The organism is Microbacterium sp. NPDC056052, assembly GCF_042266785.1.
GTDB lineage: Bacteria > Actinomycetota > Actinomycetes > Actinomycetales > Microbacteriaceae > Microbacterium.
This window is the reverse complement of the sequence record NZ_JBHJWV010000008.1, coordinates 200606-217141: the sequence shown is the minus strand read 5'-3', so window position 1 is coordinate 217141 and position 16536 is coordinate 200606. Positions and strand designations below refer to the sequence as shown.

At 72.5% G+C, this 16536-nt stretch carries 11 protein-coding genes; 9 read left to right on the top strand and 2 right to left on the bottom strand.

The features are described 5' to 3' along the window. The first annotated feature begins 29 nt into the window (after window positions 1-29). The 7 genes from ACFC1J_RS16230 to ACFC1J_RS16200 all read left to right on the top strand — a co-directional run bounded on the left by ACFC1J_RS16230 (window position 30) and on the right by ACFC1J_RS16200 (window position 9018). Window positions 30-1577 (top strand): hydantoinase/oxoprolinase N-terminal domain-containing protein, encoded by a 1548-nt coding sequence (locus ACFC1J_RS16230; RefSeq protein ID WP_375908295.1) that lies wholly within the window; start codon window positions 30-32, stop codon window positions 1575-1577. Window position 1578: 1 nt separating this feature from the next. Next, window positions 1579-2715: a DUF917 domain-containing protein gene (locus ACFC1J_RS16225; protein WP_375908293.1), complete on the top strand. Its 1137-nt coding sequence runs from the start codon at window positions 1579-1581 to the stop codon at window positions 2713-2715. After that, complete coding sequence (locus ACFC1J_RS16220; protein WP_375908290.1) at window positions 2712-3806, top strand: DUF917 domain-containing protein; 1095 nt, start codon at window positions 2712-2714, stop codon at window positions 3804-3806. The genes ACFC1J_RS16225 and ACFC1J_RS16220 overlap by 4 nt, the downstream gene beginning before the upstream one ends. 136 nt (window positions 3807-3942) lie before the next feature. Beyond that, window positions 3943-4977, top strand: coding sequence for a DUF917 family protein (locus ACFC1J_RS16215; RefSeq protein ID WP_375908287.1), 1035 nt, complete (start codon window positions 3943-3945; stop codon window positions 4975-4977). Continuing rightward, a complete protein-coding gene (locus ACFC1J_RS16210; RefSeq protein WP_375908284.1) occupies window positions 4974-6539 on the top strand; it encodes a PucR family transcriptional regulator in 1566 nt (521 codons plus the stop codon). Before ACFC1J_RS16215 ends, ACFC1J_RS16210 begins: the two co-directional genes overlap by 4 nt. Window positions 6540-6577: 38 nt before the next feature. After that, window positions 6578-7366 (top strand): IclR family transcriptional regulator, encoded by a 789-nt coding sequence (locus ACFC1J_RS16205; protein ID WP_375908392.1) that lies wholly within the window; start codon window positions 6578-6580, stop codon window positions 7364-7366. Window positions 7367-7551: 185 nt separating this feature from the next. Next, window positions 7552-9018: a glycosyltransferase family 39 protein gene (locus tag ACFC1J_RS16200; RefSeq protein ID WP_375908281.1), complete on the top strand. Its 1467-nt coding sequence runs from the start codon at window positions 7552-7554 to the stop codon at window positions 9016-9018. Between the two features lie 38 nt (window positions 9019-9056). On the opposite strand, the gene ACFC1J_RS16195 is transcribed toward ACFC1J_RS16200, so the two are convergent. After that, complete coding sequence (locus ACFC1J_RS16195; RefSeq protein WP_375908278.1) at window positions 9057-9842, bottom strand: helix-turn-helix transcriptional regulator; 786 nt, start codon at window positions 9840-9842, stop codon at window positions 9057-9059. A gap of 153 nt (window positions 9843-9995) precedes the next feature. Here ACFC1J_RS16195 and ilvD point away from each other — a divergent pair, with 153 nt between their 5' ends. Further along, the gene (gene ilvD, locus ACFC1J_RS16190; protein ID WP_375908275.1) at window positions 9996-11852 is read left to right on the top strand and encodes a dihydroxy-acid dehydratase; all 1857 of its coding nucleotides are present in this window, start codon (window positions 9996-9998) and stop codon (window positions 11850-11852) included. A 431-nt stretch (window positions 11853-12283) separates the two neighbouring features. Here the strand turns inward: ilvD and ACFC1J_RS16185 are convergent, their stop codons facing one another. Further along, complete coding sequence (locus ACFC1J_RS16185) at window positions 12284-13834, bottom strand: hypothetical protein (protein ID WP_375908272.1); 1551 nt, start codon at window positions 13832-13834, stop codon at window positions 12284-12286. Between the two features lie 150 nt (window positions 13835-13984). On the opposite strand from ACFC1J_RS16185, the gene ACFC1J_RS16180 reads away from it, so the two are divergent. Further along, window positions 13985-16516: a CDP-glycerol glycerophosphotransferase family protein gene (locus tag ACFC1J_RS16180; protein WP_375908270.1), complete on the top strand. Its 2532-nt coding sequence runs from the start codon at window positions 13985-13987 to the stop codon at window positions 16514-16516. Window positions 16517-16536 lie beyond the last annotated feature (20 nt).

Sequence of the window (16536 nt, the reverse complement as noted above, 5' to 3'; positions counted from 1 at the left end):
GTCCCAGAACCACCGAGAAAGCGAGAACCATGCACATCGGCATCGACGTCGGCGGCACCAACACGGACGCCGTCCTCATGGACGGCGCCCGCACCCTCGCCGGGGTGAAGCACTCGACCACCCCGGACGTGACCGACGGGATCGTGCAGGCGATCGAGGATCTGCGCGCGCACCACCCGTTCGAGGGGCCCGACATCGAGGCCGTCATGATCGGCACGACGCACTTCATCAACGCGCTCGTGCAGGCCAGCCGCCTCGCGCCCACCGCGGCCCTGCGACTCGGCCTGCCCGCAACACGCGCCCTGCCCCCGCTCGTGGACTGGCCCGGCGAGCTGCTCGAGGCCGCGCAGGCGCGCAGCTACCTCGCGCACGGCGGCTACGAGTTCGACGGACGTCCGATCTCGCCGCTCGACCCGGAGGAGCTGCGCGGGATCGCCGAGGACATGAAGGCGCACGGGATCCGCTCCGTCGCGATCTCGGCCGTGTTCAGCCCGGTCAACCACGACCTCGAGGTGCGCGCCGCGGAGATCCTCGGCGAAGTACTCGGCGCCGATGTCGCCATCTCGCTCTCGCACGAGATCGGCCGGATCGGCATCCTCGAGCGCGAGAACGCCACGATCATCAACGCCGCCCTGCGCGAGCTCGCCTCCGAGATCGTCGACGGCCTCACCGCGGCCGTCCGCGCGCACGGCATCGAGGCGCCGATCTTCCTCAGCCAGAACGACGGCACGCTCATGGACGACGAGTACGTGCGCCGCTATCCCGTGGCGACCTTCGCCTCGGGTCCGACGAACTCGATGCGCGGCGCCGCGGCCACGAGCGGACTGCAGGACTGCGCCGTGATCGACGTGGGCGGCACCACCGCGGACATCGGCCTGCTCGTGAACGGCTTCCCCCGCGAGACCGCGAACGAGGTCAAGGTCGCGGGCATCCGCACCAACTTCCGCATGCCGGACGTGCTCTCGCTCGGGATCGGCGGCGGCAGCATCGTCGACACCGAGACGGCCGAGGTCGGACCCTCGTCGGTCGGATACCGGCTGGGCACCGAGGCGCTCGTCTTCGGCGGCTCGACGCTCACCGCGACCGACATCGCCGTCGCGGCGGGACGCGCCCAGGTCGGCGACCCGGAGAAGGTCGCGCACCTCGACCCCGCCTTCGTGGCACGCGTGCTCGCCCGCATCGCCGAGCGCGTCGCGGAGGCGGTCGACCGCATGCGCACCTCCCCCGATCCCATCGCGGTCGTGGCGGTCGGCGGCGGATCCATCCTGCTGCCGGACGTGCTGGAGCCGTTCGGCCCCGTGCACCGCCCGGAGAACTACGCGGTCGCGAACGCGATCGGCGCCTCGATCGCCCAGGTCGGCGGCGAGATCGACAAGGTCTACGCGATCGCCCCCGGCGCGCGCGACGAGACCATCGCCGCCGTCCGCGCCGAGGCCGTCGACAAGGCGATCGCGGCCGGTGCGAAGCCGTCCACGGTCGCGATCATCGACTTCGACGAGGTCCCGATCCCCTATCTGCCCGGCAACGCGACGCGCATCCGCGCGAAGGCCGTCGGCGACCTGGACATGGGGGCCTGACGTGGACTGGCAGATCAACACCGCGCAGATCGAGGACCTCGCCCGAGGCGCCGCCGTGTTCGGCACCGGCGGCGGCGGCGATCCCTACATCGGATCCCTCCTCGCCCGACAGGCGCTGTCGGGCGGTCCCGTCCCGGTCCTCGACCTCGCCGAGGTCCCCGACGACGCGCACGTGCTGTTCGTCGCGATGATGGGCGCCCCGACCGTCATGGTCGAGAAGCTCCCGAGCCTGGACGAGGTCGTCGAACCCGTACGCGCCCTGGGCTCCCACCTGGGCCGGCCCGTCACCCACATCGCGTGCGCCGAGGTCGGCGGTGTGAACTCGACGATCCCGGTCGCGGCCGCCGCCGCGCTCGGGCTGCCGCTCGTGGACGCCGATGGCATGGGTCGCGCCTTTCCCGAGCTCCAGATGGTGCTGCCCACGCTGCTCGGCGTCACGGCCTCGCCCCTCGCGCTCGCCGACGAGAAGGGCAACGTCGCGGTGCTGCAGACCGTCGACAACACCTGGACGGAGCGGATCGCGCGCGTCGCGACGGTCGAGATGGGCTGCTCCACGATGATCGCCGGGTTCTCGATGACGGGTGCGCAGGCCCGTGCGGGACTCGTCGGCGGATCGCTCTCGCGGTGCATCACGGTGGGGCGGGCGATCGCGGAGGCCCGCGCGGCGAAGACGGATCCCGTCGAGGCCACGGTCCGCGAGCTCTCCGGCCGCGAGCTCTTCGACGGCAAGGTCGTCGACGTGCAGCGCACCACGACGACCGGCTTCGCCCGTGGTCGCGCCCGTATCGAGGGCGAGGGCGGCGCCGCGCTCACCCTGCAGTTCCAGAACGAGCACCTCGTCGCCGAGGCCGACGGGCGGATCCTCGCGACCACGCCCGATCTCATCATGGTCGTCGAGGGCGAGTCCGGAGAGCCGATCACGACTGAGGCCCTGCGCTACGGCCAGCGCGTGCGCGTGCTCGCGGCTCCGGCCGACGAGCGCTGGCACTCGGCCGAGGCGCTCGCGATGGTCGGTCCCGGCTACTTCGGCTACGACATGCCCGCTCATCGCTTCGACGGGACCGTCTCGCACGGCACCGCATCGAGCGGAGCGGAGCCGGCGCACGAAGCCCCGCGCGAGCGGATCGAGGCGAGATGAGCTGGCTGCTCACGGCGGCGGACCTCCCCGACCTCGCCCGCGGCGCCACGCTGCTCGGCACCGGCGGCGGCGGCGATCCCTATATCGGCAGCAAGCTCGTCGAACGGGTGCTCGGCGACGGCGCGATCACGATCCTGGATCCGGAGGAGCTTCCGGACGACCTCTTCGTGATCCCGACGGCGCAGATGGGAGCGCCGACCGTGATGGTCGAGAAGATCCCGGCGGGCACGGAACCCACGCTCGCGCTCCGGGCGCTCGAGGCGCATCTGGGCCGTACGGCCGACGCCACCATGCCGATCGAGTGCGGCGGGATCAACTCGATGATCCCGCTCGTCGTCGCCGCCGAGACCGGGCTTCCCGTGGTGGACGCGGACGGCATGGGGCGCGCCTTCCCCGAGCTGTCCATGGAGACGTTCGCGGTGTACGGCGTGCACGGCTCGCCCCTCGCCCTCGCCGGCGAGCGCGGAGAGACCGTCATCATCGACACCGGCGACGACGACCGCCAGATGGAGTGGCTCGCCCGCGCGATCACCATCCGCCTCGGCGGCGTGGGGCACATCGCCGAATACGCGATGTCCGGTGCCGACGTGCGGCACACCGCCGTTCCCCGCACGATCTCGATGGCACTCGCCCTCGGCCGTGCGATCCGCGAGGCCCGCGAGCAGCACCGCTCTCCCTTCGAGGCGATCGCCGCCACCCTTTCCCGCACGCTCTACTCCCACCTGCGCGAGCTCGCCGTGGGCAAGGTCGTCGACGTCGAGCGCCGCACCACCGAGGGATTCGCGAAGGGACGCGCCCTGATCGCGCCGCTCGAGGGTCAAGGGGTGTTCGAGATCCATTTCCAGAACGAGAACCTCATCGCGCGGCGCGACGGCGAGGTCGTCGCGATCGTGCCCGACCTCATCTGCGTCGTGGACCACGAGACGGCCGAGCCGATCACGACCGAGGGGCTGCGTTACGGCCAGCGCGTGCGCGTGCTCGGCATCTCGACCCCGGACATGATGCGCACCGAGGGCGCCCTCGCCGCCTTCGGCCCCTCCGCCTTCGGTCTCGCCGAGCCGTTCCGCCCGGTCGAGCGGCTCGGCGGCTGAGACCGGCCCTCTCCGCACTGGGTGCACCGAGGCCCCCTCGGCGCACCCAGACCCCTCCGCAGCGACGCGACGGACGAGGGGTCTGGGGGGCGTGAGGGGGTCTCGGCGAACAAACCCGGAAAGCTACTCTGGGACGATGGCGTGGCGACTGCGACCCGAGGACGTGACCGCGCTCGCGCTGGGCTGCGCGCTGCTCGGCTCGGGCGGCGGCGGCACGACCACCATGCTCGAGCTCATGCTCGCCGCCGACGGCTCCGGTCCGCGTCCGCTGGCGGACGTGGACGAGCTGGATCCCTCGACGCCCTGCTTCGGCGCCGCGTTCGTGGGATCCACGATCCTGCTCGGCGAGCGCACGCCGGGCCTTGCGCCGTTCGGACGTCTGGTGGCCGCCGCGGAGCGCTGGCTGGGCACCCGGATCCCCGCCGTCTGCTCGATCGAGGGCGGGGGCCTGAACAGCCTCGTCCCGTTCCTGTTCTCCGGCGAGCGCACGATCGTCGACGCCGACTGCACCGGCCGCGCCGTGCCGGAGCTCGACCAGATGTCGCTCTTCGTCGACCGGGTGCCGGGACTCCTGTTCACATGCGAGAGCGGTGCCGGCGGCGTCGCACTCGTCGAGACGGACCGCGCCGTGGACGCGGAGCGCATCGTCCGCTCCGCCATCATCCAGGCGGGAGGCAGCGGCGCGGCCGTGCTCGCCGGCTTCACCGTGGGCGATCTCCGCGAGCACGCGATGCCCGGACATCAGCGGCGCGCGCTCGCGCTGGGGTGCGCCTTCCTCGCGGCCCGCTTCACGTCGCCGGCCGAGCTGGCCGCGACGCTCGGTGCGCGCCTGCTGACCGAGGGAAGGATCGACCGGATCTCCCCGCACCACGCGGATCCGCACGTGCAGTCCGTCGAGATCTCCGGCCCCGGCGGCGCGGTCGACCGCCTGGTGACCCGATCGGAGGCTCTCGCGGTGCTCAGCGATGGCGCGCTGCTCGCCTCCGCTCCGGAGATCATCGCGGTGCTCGACGCCGCGTCGCGAGAGATCCTGCAGGTCACCGACCTCGTCCCGGGACGGCGCGTGGTCGTGCTCTCGCTGCCGGCGCCGGACTGGTGGCTGGAGCGCCCTGAGCGCCTGCGCCGGGTGCTGCCGTCGTCGTACGGCCTCGCCGAGCTGGACGCCGCATGACCGCGCGGCTGTCGCTCACGGGCCTTCGCGCGCACCCCGAGAACGGCGGCCTGCGCCGGATCGCAGGGCCCGAGGAAGCCTCGTGGGACGCGGTCGCCGTGGAGTCGGCGGAGGCGGACCTGCCTGCACTGCCCGACGGCGGCCTCGCGGTGCTGCTGGACGCCGCGCCCGCGACCCCCTGGCAGCAGGACGCGATGCTGCGCCGCATCCGCGAGCGCGGCTTCCGCGGCGTCGCGGTGCCGGGCGCCGCGGAGTTCGATCCCGGCGCGCAGCGGCTCGCGGATCGGCTGGGGATCTGCCTGCTCGACGTGCAGCGGCCCATCGTGCTCGCCCAGGCGTGCTGGATGCTCGTGCAGGCGCAGGACGCGCTCACGCTCTCGCACGTGCGCAAGGTGGCGCGCTCCTTCGAGTATCCGGCCCGGGATCTGCCGGATCTGCTGCGCCAGGTCTCCGCCACCCTCGGCCATCCGCTCGCCCTCGTGGACGGCACGGACGTGCTGCACGCCTCGGGCGGCGAGCTCGATCCCGCTCTGCACGCCGCGATCGACTTCCGCCCCTGGGTGGACATCGCCCGCGTGGGGAGCCACACCGCCGCCTCCGTCCGCGTGGACAGCCCGAGCCGGCCGGGCCTGCGCCTGGTCGTCTTCGGGGAGGGGCTGAGCGAGAGCCAGCTCGCCGCGCTCTCGGTCGCGGCCGAGGTCGCGATGCCGGCCGTCGCGGCGCGGATCCTCATCGACGAGGTCGCGGAGGTGAACGACGTCTCGGCCTCGTCCGCCCTGCTCCGCGACTTCGTCGACGCGCGGGGTCTCGCCGACGACGACATCGAGCGCCGCATGGGCGAACGCGGCTGGCGCACGAGCGGGCATCATCTCGGTTTCCGGATGGTCGGGCGGGGCCGTCCGGACCCGCTGCCGCTGCTCCGCGCGGTGCGCGCGGCGCTCGGCGGGATCGCGGCGGAGGCGCACGTCACCACGGCCGGCCGCGGGCTGAGCGGGTGGCTCGCGTTCTCCGAGGCGCCGGATCCCGCGACCGTCGAACGGCTCGCGCGCGGACTGCGCGCTCTGCATCGCGAGGTCGGGCGCTCCTTCGCGATCGCGACAGGAGTCGGATCGCTGCAGCGCGGTCCCGCCGGACTCGCCATGACGCTCGACGAAGCCGCGGACGCGGCACGGATCGCGGCGTCGCGCTCGGCGACGGGCTGGTTCGTCCGCGTCGACAGCCTCGGCCTCGAGCAGCTGCTGCTGGCCTGGACCGGCAACGACACGTTCGTGCCGGCGGCGGAATCGCTCCTCGCACCGCTGCAGGGCGCGACAGGGGACCTGCTGCGCACGCTCTCCGCCTACCTCGACCAGGAGTCGAGCCTGGTCGCGACCGCCGAGGCGCTGAACCTGCATCGCAACACGATCGCGGTGCGGATCCGGAGGGTGCAGGAGCTCCTCGGCGTCGATCTGACGGATCCGGAGACCCGTCTCGCGATCCACCTCGCCTGTCGCGCTGTGCTGGCCCCTGCGACGGGCGGCGGCGTCACGGCACGACGCGAGCATGGGATCCTGGGAGCGTGAACGCGGATCGCACGGACGACGGCGCCGGGACGGGCTCGCTGACGAGCGCCCGCGACGACCGTCCTCAGGTTCCCGCCGCCGAGCACACGCTGCGGATCCTGCGGTTCCTGGCCCGACGTGCGGGCCCGGTCGCGGCGTCCGCCCTGGCCCGCGAGCTCGACATCCCCCGTTCCACCGTGTACCACCTGCTCGCGACTCTCGAGGCGCACGGCTTCGTCGTGCACCTTCCGCAGGAGCGCCGCTGGGGGCTCGGCACGAGCGCCTTCGAGCTCGCCGGCGGATACGCCAGGCAGGAACCGCTGGCCCGGCTCGGACGCCCACTGCTGGCCGGGCTCGCCGACCGGCTGGGAGAGAGCGCGCACCTCGCGGTGATGACCGGCCGCGACGTGCTGTACATCGTCGAGGAGCGCGCCCTGCGCCGCCCCGCCCTCATCACCGACGTGGGCGTGCGCCTGCCCGCGCACCTCACCGCGACCGGCAGGGCCATGCTCGCCGCCCTCCCCCGGGAGCAGGTGCGCGCGCTGTACCCCGACGCCGCCGCGTTCGCACAGCGCGCCGGCGGCGGCCCCGCCCGGCCCCGCGAGCTGAACGAGCTTCTGCGCGAGGTGCGCCGCGCCGGCGTCGCGCACGAGGACGGCGAGGTCACCGCGGGCTTCCGTTCGGTGGGCGTCGCGGTGCGCGACCACGTCGACTGGCCCGTCGCCGCCGTGGCCGTGACCTGGGGCGACGAGGCGTCGGTCGACGAATCCGCGATCGTGGACGCGGTGACGGGAACGGCCCGGCAGCTGCAGCGCCGGCTGGGCTACGGCGGACGCCCCGGCGCCTGACCTTCCGCGCCGCGCTTCCCCGGCGCACGGCGCGGCGGATCTGCGGGCTCCCGTCGCAGGAACTGCCGCCTTCCCGTCTTCTCAGCGACAGTTCTTGCGACGGGAACAGGGAACGAAGGAACCAGAGGCGGTCGACGGGTGCACGGCTCCCGCACAGGCCTGGGCGGGAGGATCGGTCCGTGCGGATGTCGGCAGATCCTGCGCGGCTGCGGCGCCCCGCCCTCGTCGCGGGCACCGTCGGCCTCGTCGCGGGCGTGATCGGATCCTGGATCCCGTCGTTCTGGGGCGATGAGGCGGCGAGCGTGATGTCGGCGTCGCGCACCTGGCCCGAGCTGTGGCGCATGCTGCAGACGGTCGACGGCGTGCACGGCGCCTACTACACCTTCCTGCACCTGTGGATCGGCCTGTTCGGCGCGAGCGAATTCGCGGTGCGCCTGCCGAGCGCGATCGCCGCAGGATTCCTGGCCGCAGGGACGGCTGTCCTCGCCGGCCGGCTCTGCGGGCCCCGGCTCGCGCTCACGGCGGGGCTCGTCGTGGCACTGCTGCCGCGCACCGCGGTCATGGCGGCGGAGGCCCGCTCATACGCGATCGGATCCGCGATCGCCGTCTGGCTCACCGTGCTCCTGCTCGCGCTGCTGGAACGCCGGCGCCCGTGGTGGCTCTGGGTCGCCTACGCCGCAGGGATGGCGGCCGCGATCTACGTCTTCCTCTATCTCGCGCTGCTGCTCGTGGTGCACGGGGTCTTCGTGCTGCTCTTCCACCGCCGGGCCCTCGGGCGCTGGCTGGCGGGCGCTGCGGCCGGAGTCCTGCTTGCCCTGCCGATCGTGCTGGTCGCGGACGCGGAGCGGAACCAGATCGGCTTCCTCGCGTACCGCGACTACATCACGCCCCTGAACGTGCTCGCGCTGCAGTGGTTCGACCCCGTGACGGCCTGGCCGTGCGGCGCGCTCATCGCGATCGGGGCGATCGTCGCCGTCCGTGGTCGCCGGCGGGATCCCGACGGCTTCCGGCTGAACGCGCTGGCCCTGCTCTGGCTCGGGCTGCCGACCGCCGCTGTGCTCATCGGGAGCGTGCTCCTCACCCCCATGTACACCGTGCGCTACCTGTCGTTCTGCACCCCGGCGGCCGCGATCCTCGTGGCGATGGGCGTGCGGACCGCGGCCGGATGGATCGCGCGGTGCACACCTCTGGCCGCCACGACCGCAACCGGGATCCTGCTCGCCGTCGGCCTCGTCGCGTTCATCCCGAACCTCCTCGTGCTGCGCGGTCCGTACGCCAAGGACGGCAGCGACTGGCGCGAGGCCGCCGGCTACCTGCACGCGCACGCCGCCCGGGGCGACGCGGTCGTGTACGACGATCGCCCGAAGGATTCGGAGAAGCCCCGCCTGATCACGGCGGTCCACCCCGCCGACGTCGCGAGGCTGGGCGACCCGGCCCTGCTCGCCCCGTTCCGCACGCAGCCGGGCCTGTGGGACCGCACCCGCCCGAACGACGCGCTCACGGGCGCCGACCTCACGCCTCGGGTCTGGGCGCTCGAGCGCGGCCCCGATCCCGAGGGCTCCCCCGACGTCCGGCACCTGGAATCGCTCGGTTACCGGATCCTCTCGTCGCACCGGATCAACGTCACGACGGTGCTGCACCTGGAGCGCTGACGCCCTCCGCTGCTGCGCCCGAGGGCCTTCCCGGGATCTCAGGCCGGCACGTACATCACCACGGTCAGCCCCGGTGCGTCCGCCGGCACCAGACTGTGGTGCTCGAACACGCGCCGTCCGTCCTTCGGGTGCTCGAACACCCGCTGCCGGGAGGCGAAGCGCTCGACGGCGTGCTCGGCCCACTGGATCCGGAAGTCGTCGCTGGCCTCGAGCAGCCGCTCGATCAGCGCGCGATGCCGATCCGAGCTGAGCCGCACCCCCGACTCCGCACGGAACTCGGCCAGGAAGCGTCGGCTCTCCTGGTCCCAGTCCGGCAGCATGCGGCGCAGCCGCGGATCCGTGTAGATCAGCCAGAGCAGATTGCGATCCCCGGGATCCACGGCGGCGATCGGCTCGTAGAGGTGCGCATAGGGGGCGTTCCAGCCCACGATCGCCCAGTCGCTCGCGACGACGAACGCGGGGAAGTCCAGCGCGTCGACGAGCCGTTGCAGATGATCCGGGATCCGCTCCGCCTCCTCTGCCGGCCCGTCCTCCTCCGGCCCCGCGAGCCGCACCACATAGTCGAACTCGGCCGGGCTCAGCTGCAGAACGCGCGCGACCGCGCCCAGCACCTGGCGGGAGACGCCGATGTCGCGCCCCTGCTCGAGCCACGTGAACCAGCTCGCGCTGACCCCGGCGAGCGCCGCGACCTCCTCCCGGCTGAGGCCCGTGTCGCCGCGCCGCGCCGCCTGCGGCAGGCCCAGCGCGGAGCGGCTCGCCGCCCGGCGGCGCGAGGCGAGGAACTCCCCCAGCTGCTCGCGCCGGGGCGTGCGCGGACGGATCATGGCCGGCACCCGGTGCGACCCGCCCGGGACGGCGGAGCGGATGCGGCTCCGCGGTGAATGCAGCTCATGTCGAAACAGTACTCCGCGTACTAGTACAAAGCCTCCTCGCGGCCGGGCTCGGCAGAAGCACGCGGCAGGTCCACAATGGTCACCATGGTCGCTTATCGCTCTCGCACGGTCACCCACGGACGCAACATGGCCGGCGCCCGCGCCCTCTTCCGCGCCGCCGGGGTCGACGGCAAGGATCTCGGTCGCAAGCCCATCATCGCCGTCGCGAACTCGTTCACCGAGTTCGTCCCCGGCCACACGCACCTCGCCCCGGTCGGGCGCATCGTGTCGGAGGCGATCTCCGAGGCCGGCGGGATCCCGCGCGAGTTCAACACGATCGCGGTCGACGACGGCATCGCGATGGGCCACGGCGGCATGCTCTACTCGCTCCCCTCGCGCGACCTCATCGCCGACTCCGTCGAGTACATGGTCAACGCGCACTGCGCCGACGCCCTGGTCTGCATCTCCAACTGCGACAAGATCACCCCGGGCATGCTGCTCGCGGCCCTCCGCCTGAACATCCCGACCGTGTTCGTCTCTGGCGGGCCGATGGAGGCCGGGCGGGCGACGCTCGTGGACGGCACCGTGCGCTCCCTCGACCTCGTCGACGCGATCAGCGACGCGGTGAACGAGAACATCTCGGACGCCGACATCCTGCGCATCGAGGAGTCGGCCTGCCCGACGTGCGGGTCCTGCTCCGGCATGTTCACCGCGAACTCGATGAACTGCCTCACCGAGGCGATCGGGCTCTCCCTGCCCGGCAACGGTTCGGTGCTCGCGACCCACACCGCGCGCAAGGCGCTGTATGAGAAGGCGGGATCCCTCGTCGTCGACATCGCCCAGCGCTACTACGAGGGCGACGACGAGAGCGTGCTGCCGAAGAGCATCGCGACGCCCGCCGCGTTCGGCAACGCGATGGCGCTCGACATCGCGATGGGCGGATCCACCAACACGATCCTGCACCTGCTGGCCGCCGCGCACGAGGCCGGCGTCGACTTCGGCCTCGCCGAGATCGACGCGATCTCGCGCCGCGTGCCGTGCCTCGCGAAGGTCGCCCCGAACTCGGCCGGCGGGCGGATCTACTACATGGAGGACGTGCACCGCGCGGGCGGCATCCCCGCCCTCCTCGGCGAGCTGCGCCGCGGAGGCCTGCTCGACGACCAGGTGCACACGGTGCACGCGGCGACGCTCGGCGAGTGGCTGGACGAGTGGGACATCCGCGGTGGCTCGGCCTCGGAGCAGTCCCAGGACCTGTGGCACGCGGCCCCAGGCGGGCGCCGCTCGTCGACCGCGTTCTCGCAGTCCGAGCGCTGGGCCTCGCTCGACACCGACGCCGAGGGCGGCTGCATCCGCGACGTCGCGCACGCCTATTCGAAGGACGGCGGGCTCGGAGTGCTGCACGGCAACATCGCCGAGAACGGCGCCGTGGTGAAGACCGCGGGCGTGGACGAGTCGATCTGGACGTTCTCCGGCCCCGCCGTGGTGTGCGAGTCGCAGGACGAGGCGGTCGAGAAGATCCTGAACAAGCAGGTCAAGGAGGGCGACGTCGTCGTCATCCGCTACGAGGGCCCCAAGGGCGGCCCCGGCATGCAGGAGATGCTGTACCCGACCTCGTTCCTCAAGGGCCGCGGCCTCGGCAAGGCCTGCGCGCTGATCACCGACGGGCGCTTCTCCGGCGGCACCTCGGGCCTGTCCATCGGACACGTCTCGCCCGAGGCGGCCGCGGGCGGCATGATCGCACTCGTCGAGGACGGCGACATCATCTCGATCGACATCCCCACCCGCACGCTCGAACTCGACGTGCCCTGGGAGGTCCTGGAGCGCCGCCGCGAGCACCTCGAGGCCAACGGCGGCTACCGCCCGAAGAACCGCGTCCGCGAGGTCAGCCCGGCGCTGCGCGCCTATGCGCACTTCGCCCAGTCCGCCGACAAGGGCGCGATCCGCATCGTCCCGGAGCTCTGAGCCCGACCCGATCTCTCCGAGTCGTCCCCGCCAGCGGCGCCTATTGGGTGCGCTGACGGGGACGACTCGGTTTCTGCGCCACCGGGAGCGGTGGGTCCGCGAGTCGTGGATCCGGAAGTCCGGCCTGGATCCACGGCGCGGATCCGGATCCACTCCGCAGGTCGTTCGCATCTTTGCAGGACGGATACGCCGGGAGCGTCCTGCAAAGGTGCGAACGTCCTCCGGACTTGACCACGGATCCGGGGCGCTCGCCGGCCCGAGCGGACTCAGCCCCCCGGTCGACGTCCGCACGATCAGCGCGCCGTGCTCGGCCGGCGGCACGTCGAGCGCGAGGTCCGGCTCGAGCAGGGTCAGCAGGACGACCGTCGATGTGTCACTCAACGGCCCCGGGGGCTCGCTCAACGACCCCGGGAGGCGGGAGGTTCCGCGGATCACCGCTCGTAGAGCAGGATCACGCTCCCGGCGCCGTCGACGCGGCGGGTCTCGTGGTAGCCGAGCGACTGCAGCTGCCCGAGACCCCAGGTGTCCTCGACGCCGTCGAACTTCAGCTCGACCACCCAGATCCTGTCCACGCCCTCGAAGCGTCCCATCCCGGACGCGCGCGGGATGCCGTAGGTCTGGTCGTACCAGGTGTGGGACTTCTGGAACGGCGTCTTCAGCAGCAGGTCGGTGACGTTGCGGAACGCCGCGGGGTCCGTCGCCTTGGCGAGCCGGGTGCGCTGGGACGGCCGGGCGCCGTCGTCGAACACGATGCCGTCGCCCGGCACGGCGTTCGCGCTGATGAAGGCGGCGATGTCGTTCCAGTCCGACTGGTTCTTCGCGTACGGCCCGCGCTGCAGCGCCGCCACGGGCACCGCCGCGATCACGACCGCGGCGACCGAGACGGCCGCGAGCACCCTGCCCAGCCGACGGCGCTCGAGGCGGGCGAGACGGCGCACGCCGAGCGCCATCACGATCGCGACCGCGGGTGCCGAGAACGTGCCGTAGCGGGCGGTGTACCCGGAAACGAACGGGCTCGCGACGATCAGGATCCCCATCGGCACGACCATCCAGCACAGCGCGACGGTCTCGAGCCGCAGGCCCAGCCGGGCGCCGGACCGGCGGACGCGCACCGCTTCCGCGGCGAAGAAGATCACGGCCACGGGGATCAGCGCCCAGGCGATGACGGCGAACCACCACTCCTGGAACCACATGTTGCGCAGCACGACCTCGGGCGTGACCGACTCGCGCACGGCGAGGAACGCGATCTGCCGCCGCTGCAGGAACCCGAACCAGGCCAGCGGAGAGGCGAGCACGAGCGCCACGGAGGTGCTCACCGCCGCCGCCCGCCAGCGCCGCCGCAGGGGCGGACAGCACAGCACGATCACGGCGACGGCCGGCACCATGAGCGCGACGTAGAGGAACAGCCAGATCCCGACCGCGAGCACGGCCGTGTACGCGATCCACCCGCCGAGCGCTCGGCCTTCCCGGCGGCCGATCTCGATCAGGATCGCGCACAGGACCGCGGCGAGCGCCGCCGTCATCGCATAGGAGCGCGCCTCCTCCCCCGAGAAGATCAGCCGCGGCAGGATCGCCGCGAAGACGCCGGCCAGCACCGCGAAGCGCAGCGTCCCGAAGCGTCCGCACATCCACACGACCGCGGCGGCGCACACGCCCATCGCGAGGGCCGACGGGAAGCGGATGGAGAAGGCGCTGGGACCGAACACGTCGATCCAGACGTGCAGCCCGAGGTAGTAGAGCCCGTGCACCGCGTCGACGTAGCTCAGCATGTGCACGAGCGACGGCAGCGGCCGCGTCGCCGACATGAGGCTCGCGGCCTCATCGCCCCACAGCGAGGGGATCCAGGATCCGGCCGCGCTCGCGGCGACCGCGAACAGCCCGACGAGCGCCGCCCACAGCCCGAGACGGCGAGGACCGGCGAGCCGCTCCTCGGCGTCAGGGGTCTCCTGGGCCGCCGCGCGGTGCAGGGCCTGACTGGTCACGACGCCCGAGCGTAGCGTGTGCGTCTTGGCATCCCCTCCGAGGCCCCGCCGGGCGAGCCGCTCCTCCCGAGCGAGGGCCGCGCCCGTCACCGGGCGGTCACCCATCGTTCTCCGAGTGTTCGCCCGGCGTGCTCCTAATATCCTTGATCTGTGTCTCTCTTCTCGTCCGTGCGACGCTTCCGCTCCACCGCCCGGCGCCTGAACCGCGCCGTCGATGCGGAGCGCATCGCCTTCTGGCGCTCCCGTCCCGTGCGCCCGGATCAGGTGCTGTACGAGTCCTTCGCCGGCAACGGCATGCTGTGCAATCCGGAAGCGATCTTCCGCCGCCTGCTGGCCGACCCCGCGTACGCCCGCCTGACGCACGTCTGGGCGCTCGCCGACGACGACGCGATCGAGCGCTTCCGGGCCGAGTTCGCCGGAGACCGGCGGGTCTCGTTCGTGCGCCGCGGATCCGCCTCCTACCGCCAGGCGCTCGCGGTGAGCGGCTGGCTGATCAACAACGCCACGTTCCCGACCTGGTTCAGCAAGAGGGAGGGCCAGGTGTACCTGAACACCTGGCACGGCACGCCGCTCAAGCTCATGGGCTTCGACATGCCGTCGGGCGCCGTGCAGTCGGCGAATACCCTGCGCAACTTCCTGATGTCGGACTACCTCCTCGCGGCGAACCCGTTCATGGCCGAGACCATGTACGAGGGCGCCTACCGGCTCACCAACGTCTACCCCGGCACCCTCATCGAGGAGGGCTACCCGCGCATCGACCGGCAGCGCCTCGACGCGGCCGCCGAAGCGGCCGTGCGGGCGGAGCTGGAGGGCAGCGGCGTCGTGCTCGGCGGCAAGCCGATCGTGCTGTTCGCCCCCACCTGGCGCGGCACGTCCTTCGACGACCCGGAGGACAACATCGACGAGCTCGCCGCCCAGCTCGCGGCGCTGCAGGCGGGCGTCGGCGACGAGCGCGTCGTCGTGCTGAAGACCCACCAGATCGTGCACGCGCACGCCTCGGCACGGCCCGAGCTGGCGCGCTCGCTCGCGCCCAACTCGATCCCCTCGAACGTCCTGCTGGGCGCCTCGGCGGGGCTCGTCACCGACTACTCCTCGATCTTCTTCGACTACCTGGCCACCGGCCGCCCCCTCGCGTTCTTCACTCCCGACGCCGATCTGTACTCCTCGGGCCGCGGCACCTACATGCCCCTGGACACGCTGCCGGGGCCGGTGGCCGACGACGCCGCAGAGACCGGCCGCGCGCTCGGCGCACTGCTGGACGGCGCCGATCCGCATCCGCAGTACGCCTCCTGGGCCGAGCGCTTCGCGCCGTTCGAGGACGGCGCGGCGACCGCCCGCGTGGTGGACATCGTCTTCGGCGGCGCCCGGGAGGGCTACCGCGCCCGCCCCACGGCGCATGACGGCCGCAAGCGCCTGCTCGTGTACCTCGGCGGTATGAAGCCGAACGGCATCACCACGAGCGCGCTCAACCTCCTCGGCGAGATCGACCACACCCGCTATGACGTGACCGCGCTGCTGCCCAAGAGGCGGCTCAGCACGGATCCGCTCACGCAGGCGCGGATCCCCGCCGAGGTGCGGCAGGTGTTCCGCATCGGCGGGATGAACGGCTCGAAGGTCGTGCACCTGCGCCGCCGCATCGACGAATGGCGCGGCGCCCCACGCACCCCGGGCGCGGAGCCGTGGCACGAGGAGCTGTGGACGGCGGAGTGGATGCGCGTGTTCGGCGACGCCCGCTTCGACTGGGTCGCCGACTTCAGCGGCTACGGTCCGGTATGGACCACCCTGCTGCTGCACGCCCCCGCCGTGAGCGAGGGCGGGCCGGATCCCGTGCGCGCGATCTGGATGCACAACGAGATGGCGTCCGACCGCGAGCGCACCGTGAACGGCAAGGCCAGCATGAAGCGCGGTCTCGGCGCCGTGTTCTCGATGTACTCGGAATACGACCAGCTGGTCTCGGTGTCGCACCAGCTCACCGAGCTGAACCGCATCGAACTCGCCGAGTACGCGCCCGCCGACCGCTTCCGCACCGTGCGCAACTTCCCCGACGTCGAGCACGTGGTCCGCGGCGCGCGCCGGCCGCTCAGCGAGTTCTTCTCCGAGTCCGATGCCCAGTACGAGGCGGCGGACCGTGAGATCCCGCCCCGCCCGGCGTGGTACGAGGCGCTCCAGGCCGATGAAGGCGAGCTGCACTGGTTCGTCACCGTGGGTCGCCTCTCCCCGGAGAAGAACCACGCACGCCTGATCCGGTCGTTCCTCGCCGTGCACCGCGCGCATCCCGAGGCACGGCTGCTCATCGTCGGCGGAGGTCCGCTGCAGGGCGAGCTGCAGCGTCAGATCGACGAGGCGGGACTCTCCGATGCAGCCTTCCTCACCGGCGTGCAGCGGAACCCCTACGCGCTGCTCGCCGCCTCCGACTGCTTCGTGCTGTCCAGCCTCTACGAGGGGCAGCCCATGGTGCTCATCGAAGCGGCGATCTGCGGGCTGCCGATCGTGTCCACGTCGTTCGGATCCGTCTACGGCGCCCTGCCACAGGGCGCGATCCGGATCGTGGAGCAGGACGACGACGCGCTCGCGGCGGGGATGACCGCGGTCCTCGACGGCGAGGTGCCCCCGGCGTCGCTCGACACGGACGCCTATCGCGCCGACGTGAAGGCCGAGTTCGAGGCGCTGCTGACCGACTGACCGGAGCGCTCGATAGGATC

Excerpts from the sequence above, each read along its gene's own strand:
- ilvD (WP_375908275.1), top strand. The coding sequence starts at position 9,996 with ATGGTCGCTTATCGCTCTCGCACGGTCACCCACGGACGCAACATGGCC.
- ACFC1J_RS16230 (WP_375908295.1), top strand. The coding sequence starts at position 30 with ATGCACATCGGCATCGACGTCGGCGGCACCAACACGGACGCCGTCCTC.
- ACFC1J_RS16220 (WP_375908290.1), top strand. The coding sequence starts at position 2,712 with ATGAGCTGGCTGCTCACGGCGGCGGACCTCCCCGACCTCGCCCGCGGC.
- ACFC1J_RS16195 (WP_375908278.1), bottom strand. The coding sequence starts at position 9,842 with ATGATCCGTCCGCGCACGCCCCGGCGCGAGCAGCTGGGGGAGTTCCTC.
- ACFC1J_RS16200 (WP_375908281.1), top strand. The coding sequence starts at position 7,552 with ATGTCGGCAGATCCTGCGCGGCTGCGGCGCCCCGCCCTCGTCGCGGGC.
- ACFC1J_RS16210 (WP_375908284.1), top strand. The coding sequence starts at position 4,974 with ATGACCGCGCGGCTGTCGCTCACGGGCCTTCGCGCGCACCCCGAGAAC.
- ACFC1J_RS16215 (WP_375908287.1), top strand. The coding sequence starts at position 3,943 with ATGGCGTGGCGACTGCGACCCGAGGACGTGACCGCGCTCGCGCTGGGC.